Below are 16,728 nucleotides of genomic sequence, written 5' to 3'. Positions count from 1 at the left end.
TTATCAAACCGATTATTATGCAGAAATATCCTTTGATATTGTCTGCATAATAAGCTTCGCTCGCTGTTCCCAATTAAAATGCTCTGTCACCAACATTTTTGCATAACTGACTTGTGACTTAACTTTTTCTGGATTATCTCTTATTAACTGAATCTGTTGAGCAAAACTCTCCGCATTTTCACTGTCAGCAAAACTGACCGCATTTTCATCAGCTACATCACGAATCGAAGGAAAATCGGAGATAACCACAGGCTTATCCATCGCCATATATTCAAATAGTTTCAGTGGCGAAGTATAGCGACTGCCAATGCTGGTTTTGGTTAATGGCAACAGACAAATATCATTATTTGCAATTATCTGAAAACGTAATTTAGGTTGAATAAACCCAAGAAAATTGATTTTATCGCCAACCCCCATTTGCTGAGCAATCTGCCGCAATTGCTGAATTTGCCCTGGTTCACCACCCGCAATATTCAATACTGCATTCTCAAGGTAAGCCATCGCTTTGATCGCCGTAGGAACACCTTTCCAACGATGCAAGCTGCCCAAATAAAGGATCTGGGTTGGTAATTCACCGTCGGCTGATACACGTTTATCTAATAATATCGACTCGACTGCCAGCATATCCACACCATCTGGCGCAACAACTATTGGCGTGCTGACATTATATTCACTAATAATATCATCACTGAGTAACGACGTCAGAACGAAAATAATCCTGGACTGACGATAAACAAGGTGTTCAATTTCTCTCAGCTTCTGATATTTACGCTGATTTTTATTTTTACTTAAATCATGCGACTCTTTAAATGATTGGGCAAAAATCTCATGACTTTCAAAAAATAGCGGAATTTCTGGATGTTCACATAATAAATATTTTGCCATTTTCAGATTACGGGTGAAAATGGCATTTACCTCATTTCTCTTCAACCAATGGGAAACCTGGAAATAGAACATTTTTTGGGTATTGAACGGAAAATACCATTTACGCCGAATATTGCGTAAAGATATCAGTCTAGCTGATAGTGATAATGAACGTCCCAGTATCTCCTCAGCGGTATTTTTACCTTCAGGCGTAACCAGATATACGTAGGCTCCTTGGCGAGCAAACGCATCAACATTTTGCAAAATTTGCAATGATGCTACCCGATAATCAGGAACCGGATAGGGATCAATATAGGCAATCTTCATTATTTATCGCTTTCAGTAAACGATTTGCCGAATGCTCCCAGGTATACATTGTTTCAATCCGTTGACGAGCTGATTTTCCCATTCTTTGCCCCCTGTCTGGTAGACACAATAAAAAATTAACCGCATTGGCAATTGCAGAAGCATCTCCTGGCGTGACTAAAATACCCGAATTGTTTTCGTTGCCGACAACTTCAGGTATACCGCCGATATAACTGGCAATGACCGGTCTACCACACGCCATCGCTTCCGCAATCGTAATCCCAAACGCTTCATCACCAATACTTGGGAAAATCCCTGCGTCACCAGCAACATAATATTCAGGCAACTGATCATGCCCTACCGGTGGATGGAAGATGACCTGTTTTTCCAGCCGCAATGCCGCAACCCGCTTTTCCAAACGTTTCAGATCTTCACCTGACCCGATGATCAGCAATTTAACATCTTTATCCTGTAGCTGAGCCATTGCATCAATAGCCACATGCATGCCTTTCCAGCCAACCAACCGCCCGGCAAAGGTCAGCAAAAATGTTTTATCACTGATCCCAAGACGAGTTCTGACAGAAGAATCTATCGGCCTGAATTTATTAATATCAACACCATTGTAAATCACCTTCGGGAATTGTTTAAAATGGTGCTGAATCTGCCAGGCATTAAAATGGCTGCATGCCACCCAAGCTGAAATTCGCTTACTCAGTTTTCTATCACCCCTGAAAAAACTGGTACCACCGCTCATATAGCAAAATTTAGTGCGGCTCTCTTTTGGCATCATTCGAGGCCAGAAAAAATCAAATGGCTTAGTCAGAATAACCCAATCAAAATCCTCAGTAACAACCGTATCACGAGCATGGCGAGCAAATGAGTAACGTTCAATAATACGTTGAAAACGTCGACCAATATTAATCACTTTCTCTCTGGGAATGAATGGAAAAGTGTGAACCTCGATTGCTCTTCCATTGAGTTCTGGCTGGACATCACCCTTTCCACCAAAAATATGGATCTCATGACCAGCATCAGTCAACGCTTTCGCAAGTTCCCAGACTGCCGTCTGAATACCACCGTAAGACATCGTTACAGTGACATCAACCAAACCTATTTTCATCTTTTCTTCCTGATGACTTAGTTTCTAGTAACTTTTGCGTTGCCTGCCAGACTTGTTCAACAGATATTGCAGACATCGGGTCTTTGCGTGTGGCTTGCATATAGTGAACCGGATGTTCAATAACCACCAAATGCGAATGCTGTTGAGGTGCCAAAAAGCGGCCTGGGTGGAAACTATGATACATAGCAACCATCGGGATACCTAATGCACCGGCTAAGTATGTCGGCCCTGTATCAACACCAATGTACAAATCAAGTTGACTCATTATTGCTGCATTTTGTCGCATTATCAGTCTACCAACCAATGAAGTACACTTTTCAGCCCCTAACCTTTTTGCCAGTGACTGTGCAGCAATTTTACCGTCAGTACTGCCCAATAACATAATATGCGCATGGGGATAACGGCTATAAATGTATTGCGCTAATCGATAAAAATGTTCAACCGGCCAGTCACGATAAGCTTTTGCCGGGAAACTTTGTAACTGAAAACCAATCAGGAGCCTGTTTTCTAAATGATACTGCCGTATAAAACCATCGGCAAAGTGTAACTCCTTTTCACTCACACAATAATTCAACCGCCAGTTATTCACCTCAACATCTACCGCACTAGCAAGCATGGCCCGTTCCTGTTGAGCTGGCATCAACGTCTTTGGTTTTTCCACAGTCAGCCAATCAGATTGCAACGTGGACTTATCTGAAAATGAAACTGTTAAGCGTGATTTACGTTTCGCATACTGCAATAAAGGTTTACCATCACTATATACTAAAGCCAGATCATCATGTTTACAGGTAAACCAACCACACCATTTTGCCTTACCTTTCGAAAAAGCAGTCAATTTATTGATATCACTTATATTTTCAAGGATCTGTTTAGTCCTTTTATGAGCCATAACATCAATATTCGCACCAGGCCATTTCTGTTTTAAAGCACGGATCACCGGCGTTACCAATAAGGTATCACCGAAACGTGCTATAACAATGATCAGAATATTCTTAAGCTGCATAAGACAATTATCTAATTAATATGCCATAAAATTCAACAAAATATACAAAAAAACCATTTTGCATACGATTCATCGCAACAGGGTGATTTAACTAATAATCAACTTTAAAGTAGTTCAATATCAATAAGCTGACATTACCCAAAACCATAAACCAAAGAATAAGGACCAGAATAAATCTTAAAGAATGCTAATGTTTTTTACCTTTAATGCTGCGAAAAAAGATATTTTCCATTTTATCTAACATATTATCCATGCCAAATAAAGCCATTGCCCGTTCTAATGAAGAATGCCTGAATTGCAAACGCAGTTCATTATTATGAATCAACAACTCTAAACTTTTCGTCAATAACTCTGTATTTCTGGGTTCCACGATATAACCCGTTTCACCATCAACTACCGCTTCGGTAATTGCACCAACGGAGGTTGATACAACAGGTACCCCACACGCCATTGCTTGCATAATGCCTTGTGGCACACCTTCATTACCAAAAGAAGGTAATGCAAATAAATCCATCGCATTCAAACAATCAGGAACATCCTGACGGTTACCTAAAAAAATGACACTGTCCGACAAACCTTCTCGCTTTACTAAAGGTTCCAGTGACTTACGTTGTGGGCCATCACCCACAAACAAAAGTTGCCAATCAGGATATTTCTGGTGCAGCACTTTCCAGCTTTCCAACAGATAGCGATGCCCTTTCCAGGTTCTCATGGTCGCAACGACACCTAATGTCGGTTTATCTTGAATCCCAATCCGCTGACGGCAAACTTTCTTATCTTCCGGTCGGAAACGATCTAAATCGATGCCGGTAGGCACTGATGTCATATGTTGCAATGGATAACGATTATTGGCATGCAGATGTTGGCGTAGTTTTTCACCTGTAGTCGCAATGTGCCGACACGCTTTCAGATATAACCAACGAGTTGATATTGAATTAGAAACATGGGTAGAAACATGCCTGGTTCTGACCATTGGCGGCATATGCCTTAATGTTGCACAAGCCGCTGCAACCAGCCATGCATCTGTTGAACTGTGTGTATTAATAACGTCAAATTGACGGCCTTCTTTTTTCAACCAACGACGCATAGCAAGAAAGCAGGACAGCCGCTTTTTCTCAATAGGCAGGGCTATTGCTGGCACACCATAAGATTTCGCTTCACGGTAGATATTAGAACCAGGACAACAGACAATAACCACCTTGTGTCCACGTTTTATCATTCCTTGGGATTCCGTCAGAATTCGGATCTCCTGACCACCCCAACCACAAGATGATTCTGTATGTAAAATATTTAGTTTTTCTTTAGCCATTTCGGTTTCATATCCAGCCTACCGGAAGGCATTAGTATAGCGAAACAGCATCTTACGTCTACGAATAACAGGATATATATGAAATGTAGAGAAGAATCAGTGAATATCGGTTAAAACTCTTCAGACAACAAAAAACCCGACCTAAGCCGGGTTTTTATCAAATCAACCAAAATTATTTAATCTTGGCTTCTTTATACATGACATGCTGACGAACAACTGGATCAAATTTTTTCATTTCCAGTTTCTCAGGCATAGTACGTTTGTTCTTCGTAGTGGTATAAAAGTGACCAGTACCAGCCGAAGAAACTAGCTTAATTTTATCGCGAATACCTTTAGCCATTTTTCAGCTCCTTAGTACTTCTCACCGCGGGTACGAAGCTCAGCCAAAACTGCATCAATACCCTTCTTATCAATCACACGCATACCTTTAACAGATACACGCAGAGTTACAAAACGTTTCTCGGACTCAACCCAGAAACGGTGGGAATGCAGGTTAGGCAGAAAACGACGCTTAGTCGCATTCAATGCATGAGAGCGGTTATTACCACTCATCGGGCGTTTGCCAGTAACTTGGCAGACTCGGGACATGTCTATTCTCCAAAAATCAAATCAGCTCGAGCTTTGTATTGGGTATGGCCGCCTCGTCAGGCTTAGGAGCCCATCTCAGCAAATTCCACTGAAAAGACTCACATTTACTCAGAAAATGTGCTGAGATAGGCTCTTCTCGCCAAACCAAAGATCCTCAAAGGTGGCGTAGTATACGCCCTCAATCGCTGACGCTCAAGTCCCGCACAACCAAAGATCCATAAGGATCTTGAAAAAGTTAGCTAAATCCATCCTCGCTCAGCAAATGAAACACAACATTGCCGACCAATAACCAGATGATCCAGCACTTTTACACCAACCAAATTACAGGCATCAATCACTTTATCTGTAACAATCTTATCTGCCAAACTTGGTTCTGCATGACCTGATGGATGATTATGAGCCAAAATAACGGATGAAGCATTCACCTTTATCGCCGATCGGACAATTTCACGAGGATGGACTTCAACTTTATTAATGGTGCCTTTAAACATCTCCTCATGACAAATAACTCGATTTTGATTATTGAGAAACAACACAACAAATATTTCCCTATCGCGCCCTGATAATAGATTTTGCAAATACTCTTGAGTCACACTTGGACTACTCATAATATCCTCATGCATGAATTGACTGGAAAAAAAACGCTTTGCCAGTTCTGCAATAGCCTGTAATTGTGCATACTTAGCCAATCCCATCCCTTTATGAGAACAAAAAGTGTCATAATCAGCAGAGAGTAAATGGTACAAAGACCCAAATTCTTTCAGTAGAAATTCAGCCATTCGTAAAACAGGAAGTCCTCTGGTCCCGGTACGTAAAAAAATAGCCAGTAACTCAGCATCTGTCAGGGACACCGAGCCATAAGCCAACAATTTTTCTCTGGGAGCTAAATTTGAATATATTTCTCCTGTATTTTCAGCGATATCAACTCCCATATTCATCTCCCTGCTCTGTTTCACCTGATGCAAACAGTATTCCATGCCTTAAATATAAGGGCGAATATCATATTCAAGAGCTGCGTAGCCGCTCGCAAACTTATCCTTTTTTACAATCAAAGCTCAGACTCTGCTCAACTCTGTAATCTCTTGTGATAAAATCTTGGCCTCTTGCAACTTAATATTCGGACAATCATGATGGCAGGACTTTCCGGCAAACAGATTGTGCTCGGTATCAGCGGAGGAATAGCCGCTTACAAAACTCCCGAGCTAGTACGTCGCCTGCATGATCGCGGCGCACAAGTACGTGTAGTGATGACACCAGCAGCAGAAGCGTTTATTACACCCATGACGTTGCAAGCGGTTTCTGGTTATCCCGTTTCCGATGACTTGTTAGATCCGGCGGCAGAAGCGGCTATGGGGCATATTGAACTCGGTAAATGGGCTGATCTGATTATTCTCGCCCCAGCTACCGCTGATTTACTGGCACGCCTGGTAGTCGGTATGGCAAATGATCTCGTAACAACTGTCTGTTTGGCCTCCCCAGCCCCAATTGCCGCAGTGCCCGCAATGAATCAACAAATGTTTCGAGCTCAAGCAACACAACATAATCTCAAGCGCCTTGAAGAACGAGGCGTTCTCCTGTGGGGACCGGACAACGGCAGCCAAGCTTGTGGTGACGTTGGCCCCGGCAGGATGCTAAATCCCATGGCGATTGTCGAACTCGCTGAACAACATTTTCAAGCAAACCAGGACTTAGCTCACCTAAAACTTGCTATTACCGCCGGACCAACCCGTGAAGCATTGGACCCTGTCCGCTTTATCAGCAATCACAGCTCCGGCAAAATGGGGTTTGCTATCGCTCAGGCTGCGGCAACACGTGGTGCAGAAGTCACCCTGATCACTGGCCCCGTTAATTTACCGACACCACCGGGAGTCAAACGAATCGACGTCACCAGCGCTCTGGAAATGAACAAACAAGTACAGGCAGTAGCGGGTTCACAGAATATCTTCATTGGTTGTGCTGCGGTTGCAGATTATCGCGCTAAACAGGTTGCCACAGAAAAAATTAAAAAACAGGGTGACGAGATTACTTTTACCTTGATCAAAAACCCGGATATTGTTGCCAATGTAGCAGCAATGCAAGAAAACCGCCCTTTTGTGGTTGGATTTGCGGCGGAAACCCAGAATGTGGAAGAATACGCACGAAAAAAACTGAACCAAAAACATTTGGATCTGATTTGTGCAAATAATGTATCCCTTACTAGCCACGGCTTTAACAGCGATACTAATGCATTACATTTGTTCTGGCATGAGGGAGAAATCCGCTTACCTCATAGTAATAAGTTATTACTCAGCCACCATTTATTAGACGAGATAGTCAGACGCTATGATGAAAAAAATCGACGTTAAAATTCTTGACCCACGTATCGGGAAGGAATTTCCTTTACCAACTTATGCCACGCCTGGCTCCGCAGGTTTAGATTTGCGGGCTTGCCTTGACAAGGCGATAGAATTGGTTCCAGGACAAACTGAGCTTCTTCCAACCGGGCTTGCTATTCATATTGGAGATGAACAACTGGCGGCCGTTATTCTGCCTCGTTCAGGTCTTGGACATAAACATGGCGTCGTTCTGGGTAATTTGGTGGGTTTGATCGATTCCGATTACCAAGGTCAGCTAATGGTTTCCGTCTGGAATCGTGGTGATAAAGCCTTCACTATCCAACCAGGCGAACGTATCGCTCAGATGGTTTTTGTACCCGTCGTCCAGGCTGAATTCAATCTGGTAGAAGATTTTGAAGCCAGCAAAAGAGGCAGCGGCGGTTTTGGTCATTCCGGTCGCCAATAAATCTCTGTAAAACCTAATACCATTTAATATCATATTCTTTGCTCAAAATACCATTGAGCAAAGAATTACTGATTTGTTTGTTTTGCTGTTCTTAACAAAGGTCTTGTCAGACATGGCAGAAAACGAAAATACGAAGAAAAGAAACAGGCGCGAGGAGATCTTGCAAGCGCTGGCGCATATGTTGCAATCCAGTGACGGTAGCCATCGAATCACTACCGCCAAACTAGCCGCCAACGTAGGCGTTTCTGAAGCTGCCCTATACCGGCATTTTCCTAGTAAAACCCGGATGTTTGACAGCTTGATCGAGTTCATTGAAGACTCATTAATTTCACGGATTAACCTGATTCTGCAAGATGAGAAAGATACCATCACTCGTATTCGCCTGATATTGATCCTGATTTTGGGTTTTTCAGAAAAAAACCCGGGTCTGACCCGCATCATGACAGGTCATGCCCTGATGTTTGAACAAAACCGACTGCAAGGGCGAATAAATCAATTATTTGAACGCATTGAAGTACAGATCCGTCAAGTTTTAAAAGAGAAAAAATTACGTGATGGGCAAGGTTTCAGTTATGATGAGTCGTTATTAGCTTCTCAGTTACTCGCATTTTGTGAAGGGATGCTATCACGTTTTGTACGCTCTGAGTTCCACTATCGTCCAACACAGGAATTTGAAGCACGCTGGCCATTATTACTGGCTCAGTTACAATAAGTTATTCTACTACTCACCCCGCCCGTTATTGGGCGAGGGCTTTTTTTTAAAGCTTATCTATCAGATACCGTACTGTGCACGATAGGCTTTCACTGCACCCAAATGATCTTTCATCTCTGGCTTCTCCCCCAAATAATTAATCAAATCATTCAAGGTAATAATAGAAGACACTTTGCAACCATAATCCCTTTCAACTTCCTGAATTGCCGAGATTTCACCGTTCCCACGTTCCTGACGATCAAGACAAATCATCACGCCGGCAAGCGTCGCATTATGCTGCTTGATAATCTCCATCGATTCACGGATAGCTGTACCTGCGGTAATAACATCATCAACCAGAACAACATTGCCTTTAAGCAGGCTACCAACCAAAGTACCACCTTCACCATGATCTTTAGCTTCCTTACGGTTAAAACAATATGGCATATCAATATCATGATGCTCTGCCAGTGCCACCGCCGTTGTCGTTGCAATTGGAATCCCCTTGTAAGCAGGCCCGAATAACAAATCGCACTGAATACCGCTATCCAACAATGCTGCTGCATAAAAACGCCCGATTAACGCCAAATCACTCCCAGTATTAAACAGCCCGGCATTAAAAAAATACGGGCTTTTACGTCCTGATTTCAGGGTGAATTCCCCAAATTTCAGTACCTGTTTTTTTAGCGCAAGCTCGATAAATTCGCGCTGATAGGCTTTCATTGGTGCCTCTCCTCTCTCTTGGTCATGGTTATCCGCCATACAACAGGCATAAAAAAGGCGACTATCACGTCGCCTGATCAACTTATTATTTTAATGCATTTTGTTTTAACGCATTTCTCTGCGCATCAAAAATATCCCCTAATCCTCCCTTGGCAAGGGCCAATAAGGATAACAACTCATCATGACTAAATGGCTCGCCTTCCGCAGTGCCTTGCACTTCAATCATCCGGCCATCTTCCATCATCACGACGTTCATATCAGTTTCAGCGGCGGAATCTTCCACATATTCCAGATCACAACGACCTTCACCATCCACAATGCCAACAGAGACCGCAGCAACCATTGATTTCAGAGGACTCTCTTTCAGCTTACCTGCTTCAACCATTTTATTTAATGCATCAACTAGCGCTACACAAGCACCAGTAATAGAAGCTGTACGGGTACCACCATCAGCCTGAATAACATCACAATCCAGTGTAATGGTGTATTCACCCAGTTTTTTCAGATCAACAGCAGCACGTAACGAACGAGCGATTAAACGTTGGATTTCCATCGTGCGCCCGCCTTGTTTGCCTTTGGCGGCTTCACGAGCATTTCGGGTATGAGTAGAACGGGGTAACATGCCATATTCCGCCGTCACCCACCCCTGTCCCTGACCTTTCAAGAAACGAGGAACGCCTTCTTCAACGGAGGCATTACATAACACTTTGGTGTCCCCAAACTCTACTAGAACCGAACCTTCCGCGTGCTTAGTATAATGACGGGTTATAGTGATAGGACGCACTTGTTCTGCCGCTCTTCCTGTTGGGCGCATAGTGTTATCTCCGTTGTTAAATCATTATTGGGGGCGCATTATACGGCCTAACAGGGCTAATTCCTATCCTGCATCTACAACGAGCGTTATAATCTCTTAATCTTTTGTTTAAATGGGAACGAATCATGATCCGTAGTATGACTGCTTTTGCACGGCGAGATATCAAAAGCAAATGGGGAAATGCAGCTTGGGAACTGCGCTCGGTTAATCAGCGTTATTTAGAGACTTATATCCGCCTACCAGAACAATTCAGAAGCTTGGAACCGGTGATTCGTGAACGGATTCGTTCCCGTCTGACTCGCGGAAAAGTTGAGTGCAACCTGCGTTTTGAACTGGACTCACGCACTCAAGGCGAACTTATCCTGAATGAAACTTTAGCAAAACAGCTAGTCAATGCGGCGAGCTGGGTCAAGCAACAGAGCAACGAAGGTGAAATCAATCCGGTTGATATTCTGCGTTGGCCTGGCGTTATGGCAGCAGAAGAGCAAGACTTAGATGCTATCAGCACCCAATTATTGGAAGAGCTGGATACAACACTGGATGCCTTTATTCAAAGCCGTGAAGCCGAAGGCAATGCACTCAAAATTATGATTGAACAACGTTTGGACGCGGTGACCGAAGAAGTCAGTAAAGTTCGCCAACAGATGCCTGAAATCATGCAATGGCAGCGGGAACGCCTGCAAACCAAACTGGAAGAAGCACAAGTACAGCTTGAAAATAACCGTCTTGAGCAAGAGTTGATTTTATTGGCTCAACGTCTTGATGTGGCAGAAGAGTTAGATCGCCTTGATGCCCACGTCAAAGAAACCCGTAATATTTTGAAGAAAAAAGAAGCGGTCGGCCGCCGCCTAGATTTTATGATGCAGGAATTCAACCGCGAATCTAATACGCTTGCCTCCAAATCTATCAATGCCGACATCACTAATTCAGCTATTGAATTGAAGGTGCTAATCGAGCAGATGAGAGAGCAGATTCAGAATATTGAGTAAGTTTTCATACTGACTCATAAAATCCAACGCATATTTCTGGTGTACTTAAAAGAGCACTTATCAGGTTTTAAGTACACCTCTTGAAACGCCAGTGGATATAGCGGAAAACTCACAGACACACCAATTCGAACATGGATAAAGGAATGAAGAATCTTTGCTAAGAACCCGGACAGAACAAACTATACCTGTGCTAATTGTAAAATTTGTACAGCTATAACAGTTCCATTATTGATGCTTCATCCTTTTGGCTGATTGAATAATACGCAATTTAAATGTACGTTTAACATGTACATTTTAGGAGAAACAACATGCGCACATATATATCAACCCAAGCCAGAGAGAATATTTCAGCTGTGTTGGACACAGCCGTCAACGGTGAGTCGGTTGAAATCACGGCAGCGCTGCTGCGGTAATCAGCAAAGCTGAATATGAGGCTTATCGAAATGCTAAACTGGATGCCGAGTTTGATCACATTATGCAGTGCCACGGACATACTGTAGAGGCGTTGACTGACCGATGATTTGGGTAAATGCGCAGGAAATTATCGCATTCCACGATCATATACTTCATCGTAATGGCATACATATCTTTAATAACGACAATACACTGGAAAATCTGACTATAGATGCCGCTGCCGCTACTAGTGAGAAAGCATTAACCAGCTGGCACAACATTTACGGAATATTGGTAAAAAACACTGGCTCACTCAGCTAAGCAACCCTGTTTTTCCCGTATTTAAATTTAAACTCTCCTTTTAGGAAGAGGAGTGTCCACATTAATATCAATGTAGTCTAAGTTATCAACATAGAAATTAACATACTCTTTGTTATTAGTTTTAGATCTCACTATTTCAGGCCGCCCATAAATAAAAACAAATGCTGTGGACCTTTGTGTCTGTATTATTTTTGACAACCTCTTGATGACAAGTTTTTTTACATGACGGATTCGACTAATAAGTACTTTTCAGACTGTGTAATAACTCAATTTATTACTATCCTTGGTCATTAACTGCACCAGTTTAGGGTGAACAAATAACTTTTCTTTCCCGGCCTGAATTTCTCGTAATACTCCAATATCACACAATTGTTTTAAATAAACCGAAGCAGTTTGGCGTTTAGCAATATCACACTCAACCAAATTACTAATACGGCAGTAAGGTTGTTCAAATATCACCTGTACCAACTCATGACTGTAAATTTTAGGCAGGCTTTGCTTTATATACTCACTGGTATGTTCAATCAGTTCTCTTACCGCAGCAATTTTATCCGTAGTCCATTTAGCCGTTTGTTCTACTGCGGTTAACATATAGATAATCCACTCTTCCCATTTACCAGCAGCGGTAACCTGGGAAAGTAGCCGATAATAATCACTCTTATGTTGTACAATGTAGCGACTTAAATAAAGAATTGGCAATGTCAAAAGCTGCTGTTCAATAAGATAGAGAATATTCATGATACGGCCGGTACGTCCATTGCCATCAGTAAATGGATGAATAGCCTCAAACTGGTAGTGAGCAATAGCCATCTTGATTAATGGGTCGATTCCATCTTCTACATGAAGAAATTGCTCCCAATTGCTGAGTAAATCACGTATCTGAGATTCTCCCTCTGGCGGTGTATAAATAATCTCACCCGTTGCCTGATTACTAAGGGTTGTACCAAGAACTTTGCGAATATTCATATCAACAGCTTTTAGTCGGCTACAAACTTCAATAGCTGTATTCGTGCATAGTGGCCGCCGAGTTAATTGTATGAACCCTTCATAAAGTGCAGTACGGTAGCGTAGTGCTTCTTTCGTTGCAGGATCAGCCAGACTGTCTTCTTGTGCATATTGGAACAGTTTGTCTGAAGTCGTAACAATATTTTCGATTTCTGAGCTGTCTTTTGCTTCCAGCAGTGGCAACAAGTTAATGAGTAACCCCTGATTAGGCAACAATTCACCAGCTTGCTTAAGCTCAGCCAGTGCAGCTCTGGCAGGTATACAAGCTTTTAATACAGCAATGGACTCCACCACCTTTATGGCTGGTGGCAATAAGGGAATAGCATTAAAAGGTGCATCGGGCTGCCATATCATGTTTATATTTCCTATTTTTTTCGACACGTTGCGAGTATATGTTGACGGTATCGACACGTAAAGGGTTCATGTCGATAAAATCGATAAATTTCGACATGTGCTAGCAATATGTCGATGGAATCGACATACGGAAATCATAAGTCGAAAAATCAAGAAAATATCGGCGCGTCATCAACAAGCGTCGATATCATGAGCTATTTTTCACACCATAAAATAAAACTACTCAGCCACCAACCTAATCTTCGCTGCTCTCCACGCCGTAAACAGCACCAGCAATATCTTTATCCCGATCTGATGAAACCAGTAATATGCAAGTGAGCAAATGCGGCCAGCCAAAACCAAATCCCACCAAAGTCAGTGCAATCACGATGGGTATCATCACTTGCGAATGTCCAACTCATGAATGGAACAACCAGTCTACAAGAACGAGTCGAACGGTTGGTTGCTATAAATGCCGTGAAGGTTACATGGCTCAATGGTCATCTACCGAAGATGGCGCTATTTTGCTGGTGGAAAATCATTGCCCCATTTGCGCTACCGCCTGTCAAGGTTTTTGCCACGCTGAGCTCAACGTATTTCAGGATATACTCCAAGCTCAGGTAGAACGCGTGGAGTATATGCTCACCAATTCACGGCGCTGCGCTTATCGCATAACTAGCAACATTCAACCGGAATAACGCGATATCTTTGGCAACATCAGCCTGATTAAACCGCTCTGCTACTTTCTCGGCTACCTTCTCCGTTAAAGATAAAAAATAGCGCGCCAGTCAGTAATATCAATCCACCAGATATCATCAAAAGAGTTTGAATATTAATATAGTCAGCAATTGGGCCAAACAACACCATACCTAATGGCAAAGAACAGGACAAAGCGATCTGAACTAAACTGAATACCCTGCCCATCATCTCAGGTTCGACTCTTTCCTGAAAAACTGCTGTTATCGGTGCGTTAAAACAAGGTGTTACCATGCCTAAAAAGACATTGAATACTAGATAAAGTGGGAACCAATAGGCATTACCAAGAGCGATCATAAATATGCCAAACAACGCGCAAGCTACCGCCGTTATACGCATTTTATTTTTATATTCACTCCAGAAAGAAATCAGCAATCCGCCTAAAACCGCGCCGGCACTAAATGTCATTTCATTAATGGCTAAACGCCACGGCTCTTCCCCAAATGTCCTATTAACTAATAAAGGTGTCAAAAATGCAGCCGGACTAATCAAAAAGCAGACACAAATCAAAAAAATCAAAAGATTTCTGATTAATTTATTCTCTTGCAGATAACGGAAACCCGCTAAGATTGCCTGAAATTTATTATCCGGCATGGAACCAGCAACAACTTTGGGAATAGGAATAAACGCAACAATACTAATGCCGATAATGGCAGTCGTTACGTCCACTAAAAAAATATTTTCCATCGAAGTCTGAGAGTACAAAAAGCCACTGATAGCTGGAGATGCCAGCATCATCAGTGAAGTCAAAGAAGCATTAATACCATTAACCCGTAGTAATTTCTCTTTCGGGACGAGTTGCGGAATAATAGCATTAACTGCCGGTGTCTGGATGCCCGTTCCCAATGAACGGGCAATCAGTGCGACAAATAACAGCTCAAGACTCTTAAATCCGAGCATAAAAGAGATAGCCAAACCAAGCGTTACTAATGCAATTAACGCATCAGAGGCAATACTGAGCCACTTACGGTTATAAGTATCCGCCCAAACACCGGCAAATAAAGAGATCAATACCTGAGGAAGAAATGCACAGAGTACCGAAACAGCCAGCATTTCTCCCGATGAAGTACTTAGGGTGATATACCAGACGATAGAGAACTGGACAATGGAAGAACCTAGCAAAGAAATTGTTTGAGCTGATAAAAATAAAGCCGTTTTGCGTTTCCAACCTGGAAGTAATGCACTCATTTTAACTACGCCCCTTAAAATCTAAGAGGCGTAGTGCCTGAAAATAATTATTCAAACACAAACTCCTCTAGTTCTTTTATTGTTGGTGCACCAGCAGCACCAGAACGGTTGACGACAATAGCAGCAACACGATTGCCAAGTTCAACAGCATCTCTTAGCGACATTCCCTGCGATAACCCCGCAAGCATGCCACCACTATGAGCATCACCAGCGCCGATGGTATCCACCACTTTCACTTTATAAGCAGCAACATATTCTGGATCACGATCAGACAGGCATATCCATGTACCCTGTGAACCTAACCGGCAGATAATAGTGATTTTTCTTTCGCTGGAATAACGGCTAGCTTGGACGACAGGATCACCTTCTCCGCACAATATAGCAACTTCATCACGGTTCAGTGTCAGAATGGTCCGGTCAGCAGGTAATGCATCAAGGAAAGCGGGAGCTATCTCTGGTAAACGTGGGCCAAAATCCAGCAATAACGTCTGCCCAGATGGTGACGCCAGTAACCAGTCACATAAAATCGCCGTTGATTTACTCGCCATGACATAACCACTGGAGTAGATATACCCCCTTTCCGGCAAAGCAATAGAAGAGAGCATTGCCTTACTCCAGTCAACTTCACAACCACTCACGGAGACAAAACTTCTTTCACCGTCCGGTTCAACCATTGCCAAACACCAACCATTATCAAGAGATGAATTGGCCAATGTGACCTCAAGCCCAAGGTCCCGCATCTCTTTAGTTATCTGCTCACCCCAGCATCCGTTACCAACCGGTATACCATTAATCACAGGGATTTGCAGGCGGACCAAAGCCCGAGCAACATTAAAACCAGAACCACCAATCTGCCGATCAATTTCTTTGGCTTCCTGATCTGCTCCGCTACGAGGAAGCCTCGGTAAGCTAAGAACAATATCTCCCGCCGCCGCACCAATTACAGTAATCGGCAGTAAACCCGTCATCAGGCTCTCCTCTTACCGGCCCAAATATCAGCCATAGCCCCATCAAATTGAAAAAGAAACAGATAAATTGCTCAGGAAAGAAAGCTTGCAGCAATTATTGCTGAATTTATACACATAAGAAATATTTATACTTTAACATTAATCAAGTTCAATAAAAGTCAGCCTATATCAATTATGTGATACCAATGTGACTGATCTCCGACTTATCGGTCATAGCGCGATGACAATCCCGGTGTGAAATAGTGACACGTAACCATTGTCATCAAGATATATGAAAACTCATGGAAAAAGTTGATGAATTCATAAAATTAGCCTCATGAGGAGAGCCAAAATGAATAAAAAAGCCAAGTGTCCCAAAATTATAAAAAGTTATTTAATCGATGAAAGTATTAGCACGTTTCCGTCCAGCCGTATTTAAATGCGAAATGTGTTCAAAAGCTAACATTTTTATCTGATTACTACCCAAATACACTTTCATGGCAAATAAAATAGCCCTATTGGGATAAACAGTTAGTCGATTTTATTATATTTTCAGTATAAAATAAATTTTTATAATTTTATACCTAATAGATTTCG

Annotated in this window: 18 protein-coding genes and 2 pseudogenes; 7 read left to right on the top strand and 13 right to left on the bottom strand. The window is 42.4% G+C overall.

Annotation, left to right across the window (positions count from 1 at the left end; genetic code table 11):
* Nucleotides 1-15: 15 nt before the first annotated feature.
* The 7 genes from KZ793_RS17220 to radC all read right to left on the bottom strand — a co-directional run bounded on the left by KZ793_RS17220 (nt 16) and on the right by radC (nt 6,122).
* The gene (locus tag KZ793_RS17220; RefSeq protein WP_225816448.1) at nt 16-1,191 is read right to left on the bottom strand and encodes a glycosyltransferase family 4 protein; all 1,176 of its coding nucleotides are present in this window, start codon (nt 1,189-1,191) and stop codon (nt 16-18) included.
* Nucleotides 1,172-2,290 carry a glycosyltransferase family 4 protein gene (locus tag KZ793_RS17215; protein ID WP_225816447.1) on the bottom strand — a complete coding sequence of 373 codons (1,119 nt, stop codon included), beginning with the start codon at nt 2,288-2,290 and terminating at the stop codon, nt 1,172-1,174. The genes KZ793_RS17220 and KZ793_RS17215 overlap by 20 nt, the downstream gene beginning before the upstream one ends.
* Nucleotides 2,271-3,293, bottom strand: a complete 1,023-nt coding sequence (locus KZ793_RS17210; RefSeq protein ID WP_225816445.1) for a glycosyltransferase family 9 protein — start codon at nt 3,291-3,293, stop codon at nt 2,271-2,273. Before KZ793_RS17210 ends, KZ793_RS17215 begins: the two co-directional genes overlap by 20 nt.
* A 187-nt stretch (nt 3,294-3,480) precedes the next feature.
* Entirely contained in the window at nt 3,481-4,602 is a 1,122-nt protein-coding gene (locus tag KZ793_RS17205) for a glycosyltransferase family 4 protein (protein WP_225816444.1), read from the bottom strand.
* Nucleotides 4,603-4,774: 172 nt separating this feature from the next.
* Nucleotides 4,775-4,942, bottom strand: coding sequence for a 50S ribosomal protein L33 (gene rpmG, locus KZ793_RS17200; protein WP_010847629.1), 168 nt, complete (start codon nt 4,940-4,942; stop codon nt 4,775-4,777).
* Between the two features lie 11 nt (nt 4,943-4,953).
* A complete protein-coding gene (rpmB, locus tag KZ793_RS17195) occupies nt 4,954-5,190 on the bottom strand; it encodes a 50S ribosomal protein L28 (RefSeq protein WP_011148921.1) in 237 nt (78 codons plus the stop codon).
* Nucleotides 5,191-5,429: 239 nt separating this feature from the next.
* Nucleotides 5,430-6,122, bottom strand: a complete 693-nt coding sequence (radC, locus tag KZ793_RS17190; RefSeq protein ID WP_049584959.1) for a RadC family protein — start codon at nt 6,120-6,122, stop codon at nt 5,430-5,432.
* A gap of 195 nt (nt 6,123-6,317) precedes the next feature.
* Here radC and coaBC point away from each other — a divergent pair, with 195 nt between their 5' ends.
* The 3 genes from coaBC (at nt 6,318) to slmA (ending at nt 8,683) form a co-directional block, all read left to right on the top strand.
* Nucleotides 6,318-7,535, top strand: a complete 1,218-nt coding sequence (gene coaBC / locus KZ793_RS17185) for a bifunctional phosphopantothenoylcysteine decarboxylase/phosphopantothenate--cysteine ligase CoaBC (RefSeq protein ID WP_225816443.1) — start codon at nt 6,318-6,320, stop codon at nt 7,533-7,535.
* Nucleotides 7,513-7,971 carry a dUTP diphosphatase gene (gene dut, locus KZ793_RS17180; protein ID WP_225816442.1) on the top strand — a complete coding sequence of 153 codons (459 nt, stop codon included), beginning with the start codon at nt 7,513-7,515 and terminating at the stop codon, nt 7,969-7,971. The genes coaBC and dut overlap by 23 nt, the downstream gene beginning before the upstream one ends.
* Before the next feature lie 112 nt (nt 7,972-8,083).
* Nucleotides 8,084-8,683 (top strand): nucleoid occlusion factor SlmA, encoded by a 600-nt coding sequence (gene slmA, locus KZ793_RS17175; protein WP_112877832.1) that lies wholly within the window; start codon nt 8,084-8,086, stop codon nt 8,681-8,683.
* A 60-nt stretch (nt 8,684-8,743) separates the two neighbouring features.
* On the opposite strand, the gene pyrE is transcribed toward slmA, so the two are convergent.
* Nucleotides 8,744-9,385: an orotate phosphoribosyltransferase gene (gene pyrE / locus KZ793_RS17170; RefSeq protein ID WP_225816441.1), complete on the bottom strand. Its 642-nt coding sequence runs from the start codon at nt 9,383-9,385 to the stop codon at nt 8,744-8,746.
* Between the two features lie 85 nt (nt 9,386-9,470).
* The gene (gene rph, locus KZ793_RS17165; RefSeq protein ID WP_225816440.1) at nt 9,471-10,199 is read right to left on the bottom strand and encodes a ribonuclease PH; all 729 of its coding nucleotides are present in this window, start codon (nt 10,197-10,199) and stop codon (nt 9,471-9,473) included.
* Between the two features lie 125 nt (nt 10,200-10,324).
* Here rph and KZ793_RS17160 point away from each other — a divergent pair, with 125 nt between their 5' ends.
* From KZ793_RS17160 to KZ793_RS17150, 3 genes and pseudogenes are all read left to right on the top strand, one after another.
* On the top strand, nt 10,325-11,188 hold the full coding sequence (locus KZ793_RS17160; protein WP_225816439.1) for a YicC/YloC family endoribonuclease: 864 nt from the start codon (nt 10,325-10,327) through the stop codon (nt 11,186-11,188).
* A gap of 308 nt (nt 11,189-11,496) precedes the next feature.
* Nucleotides 11,497-11,708: pseudogene (locus KZ793_RS17155) on the top strand (type II toxin-antitoxin system prevent-host-death family antitoxin).
* Complete coding sequence (locus tag KZ793_RS17150) at nt 11,705-11,902, top strand: hypothetical protein (protein ID WP_225816438.1); 198 nt, start codon at nt 11,705-11,707, stop codon at nt 11,900-11,902. Before KZ793_RS17155 ends, KZ793_RS17150 begins: the two are co-directional and overlap by 4 nt.
* A 249-nt stretch (nt 11,903-12,151) precedes the next feature.
* On the opposite strand, the gene fic is transcribed toward KZ793_RS17150, so the two are convergent.
* Both fic and KZ793_RS17140 read right to left on the bottom strand, forming a co-directional pair.
* Entirely contained in the window at nt 12,152-13,261 is a 1,110-nt protein-coding gene (gene fic / locus KZ793_RS17145) for a protein adenylyltransferase Fic (RefSeq protein WP_225816437.1), read from the bottom strand.
* Between the two features lie 235 nt (nt 13,262-13,496).
* Entirely contained in the window at nt 13,497-13,643 is a 147-nt protein-coding gene (locus KZ793_RS17140) for a hypothetical protein (protein WP_225816571.1), read from the bottom strand.
* 11 nt (nt 13,644-13,654) lie between these two features.
* On the opposite strand from KZ793_RS17140, the pseudogene KZ793_RS17135 reads away from it, so the two are divergent.
* A pseudogene (locus tag KZ793_RS17135) lies at nt 13,655-13,938 on the top strand (helix-turn-helix transcriptional regulator); the annotation flags it as partial.
* Between the two features lie 28 nt (nt 13,939-13,966).
* Here KZ793_RS17135 and KZ793_RS17130 read toward each other — a convergent pair.
* Together KZ793_RS17130 and KZ793_RS17125 are read right to left on the bottom strand one after the other, a co-directional pair.
* A complete protein-coding gene (locus tag KZ793_RS17130) occupies nt 13,967-15,184 on the bottom strand; it encodes an MFS transporter (protein ID WP_225816435.1) in 1,218 nt (405 codons plus the stop codon).
* Between the two features lie 47 nt (nt 15,185-15,231).
* Nucleotides 15,232-16,152 (bottom strand): carbohydrate kinase family protein, encoded by a 921-nt coding sequence (locus KZ793_RS17125; RefSeq protein ID WP_225816434.1) that lies wholly within the window; start codon nt 16,150-16,152, stop codon nt 15,232-15,234.
* Nucleotides 16,153-16,728: the final 576 nt, after the last annotated feature.

This window comes from Photorhabdus antumapuensis, assembly GCF_020387775.1.
In the GTDB taxonomy this organism is placed as follows: domain Bacteria; phylum Pseudomonadota; class Gammaproteobacteria; order Enterobacterales; family Enterobacteriaceae; genus Photorhabdus; species Photorhabdus antumapuensis.
The sequence above is the reverse complement of the archived record's forward strand: the minus strand, read 5'-3'. Positions and strand labels throughout refer to the sequence as shown.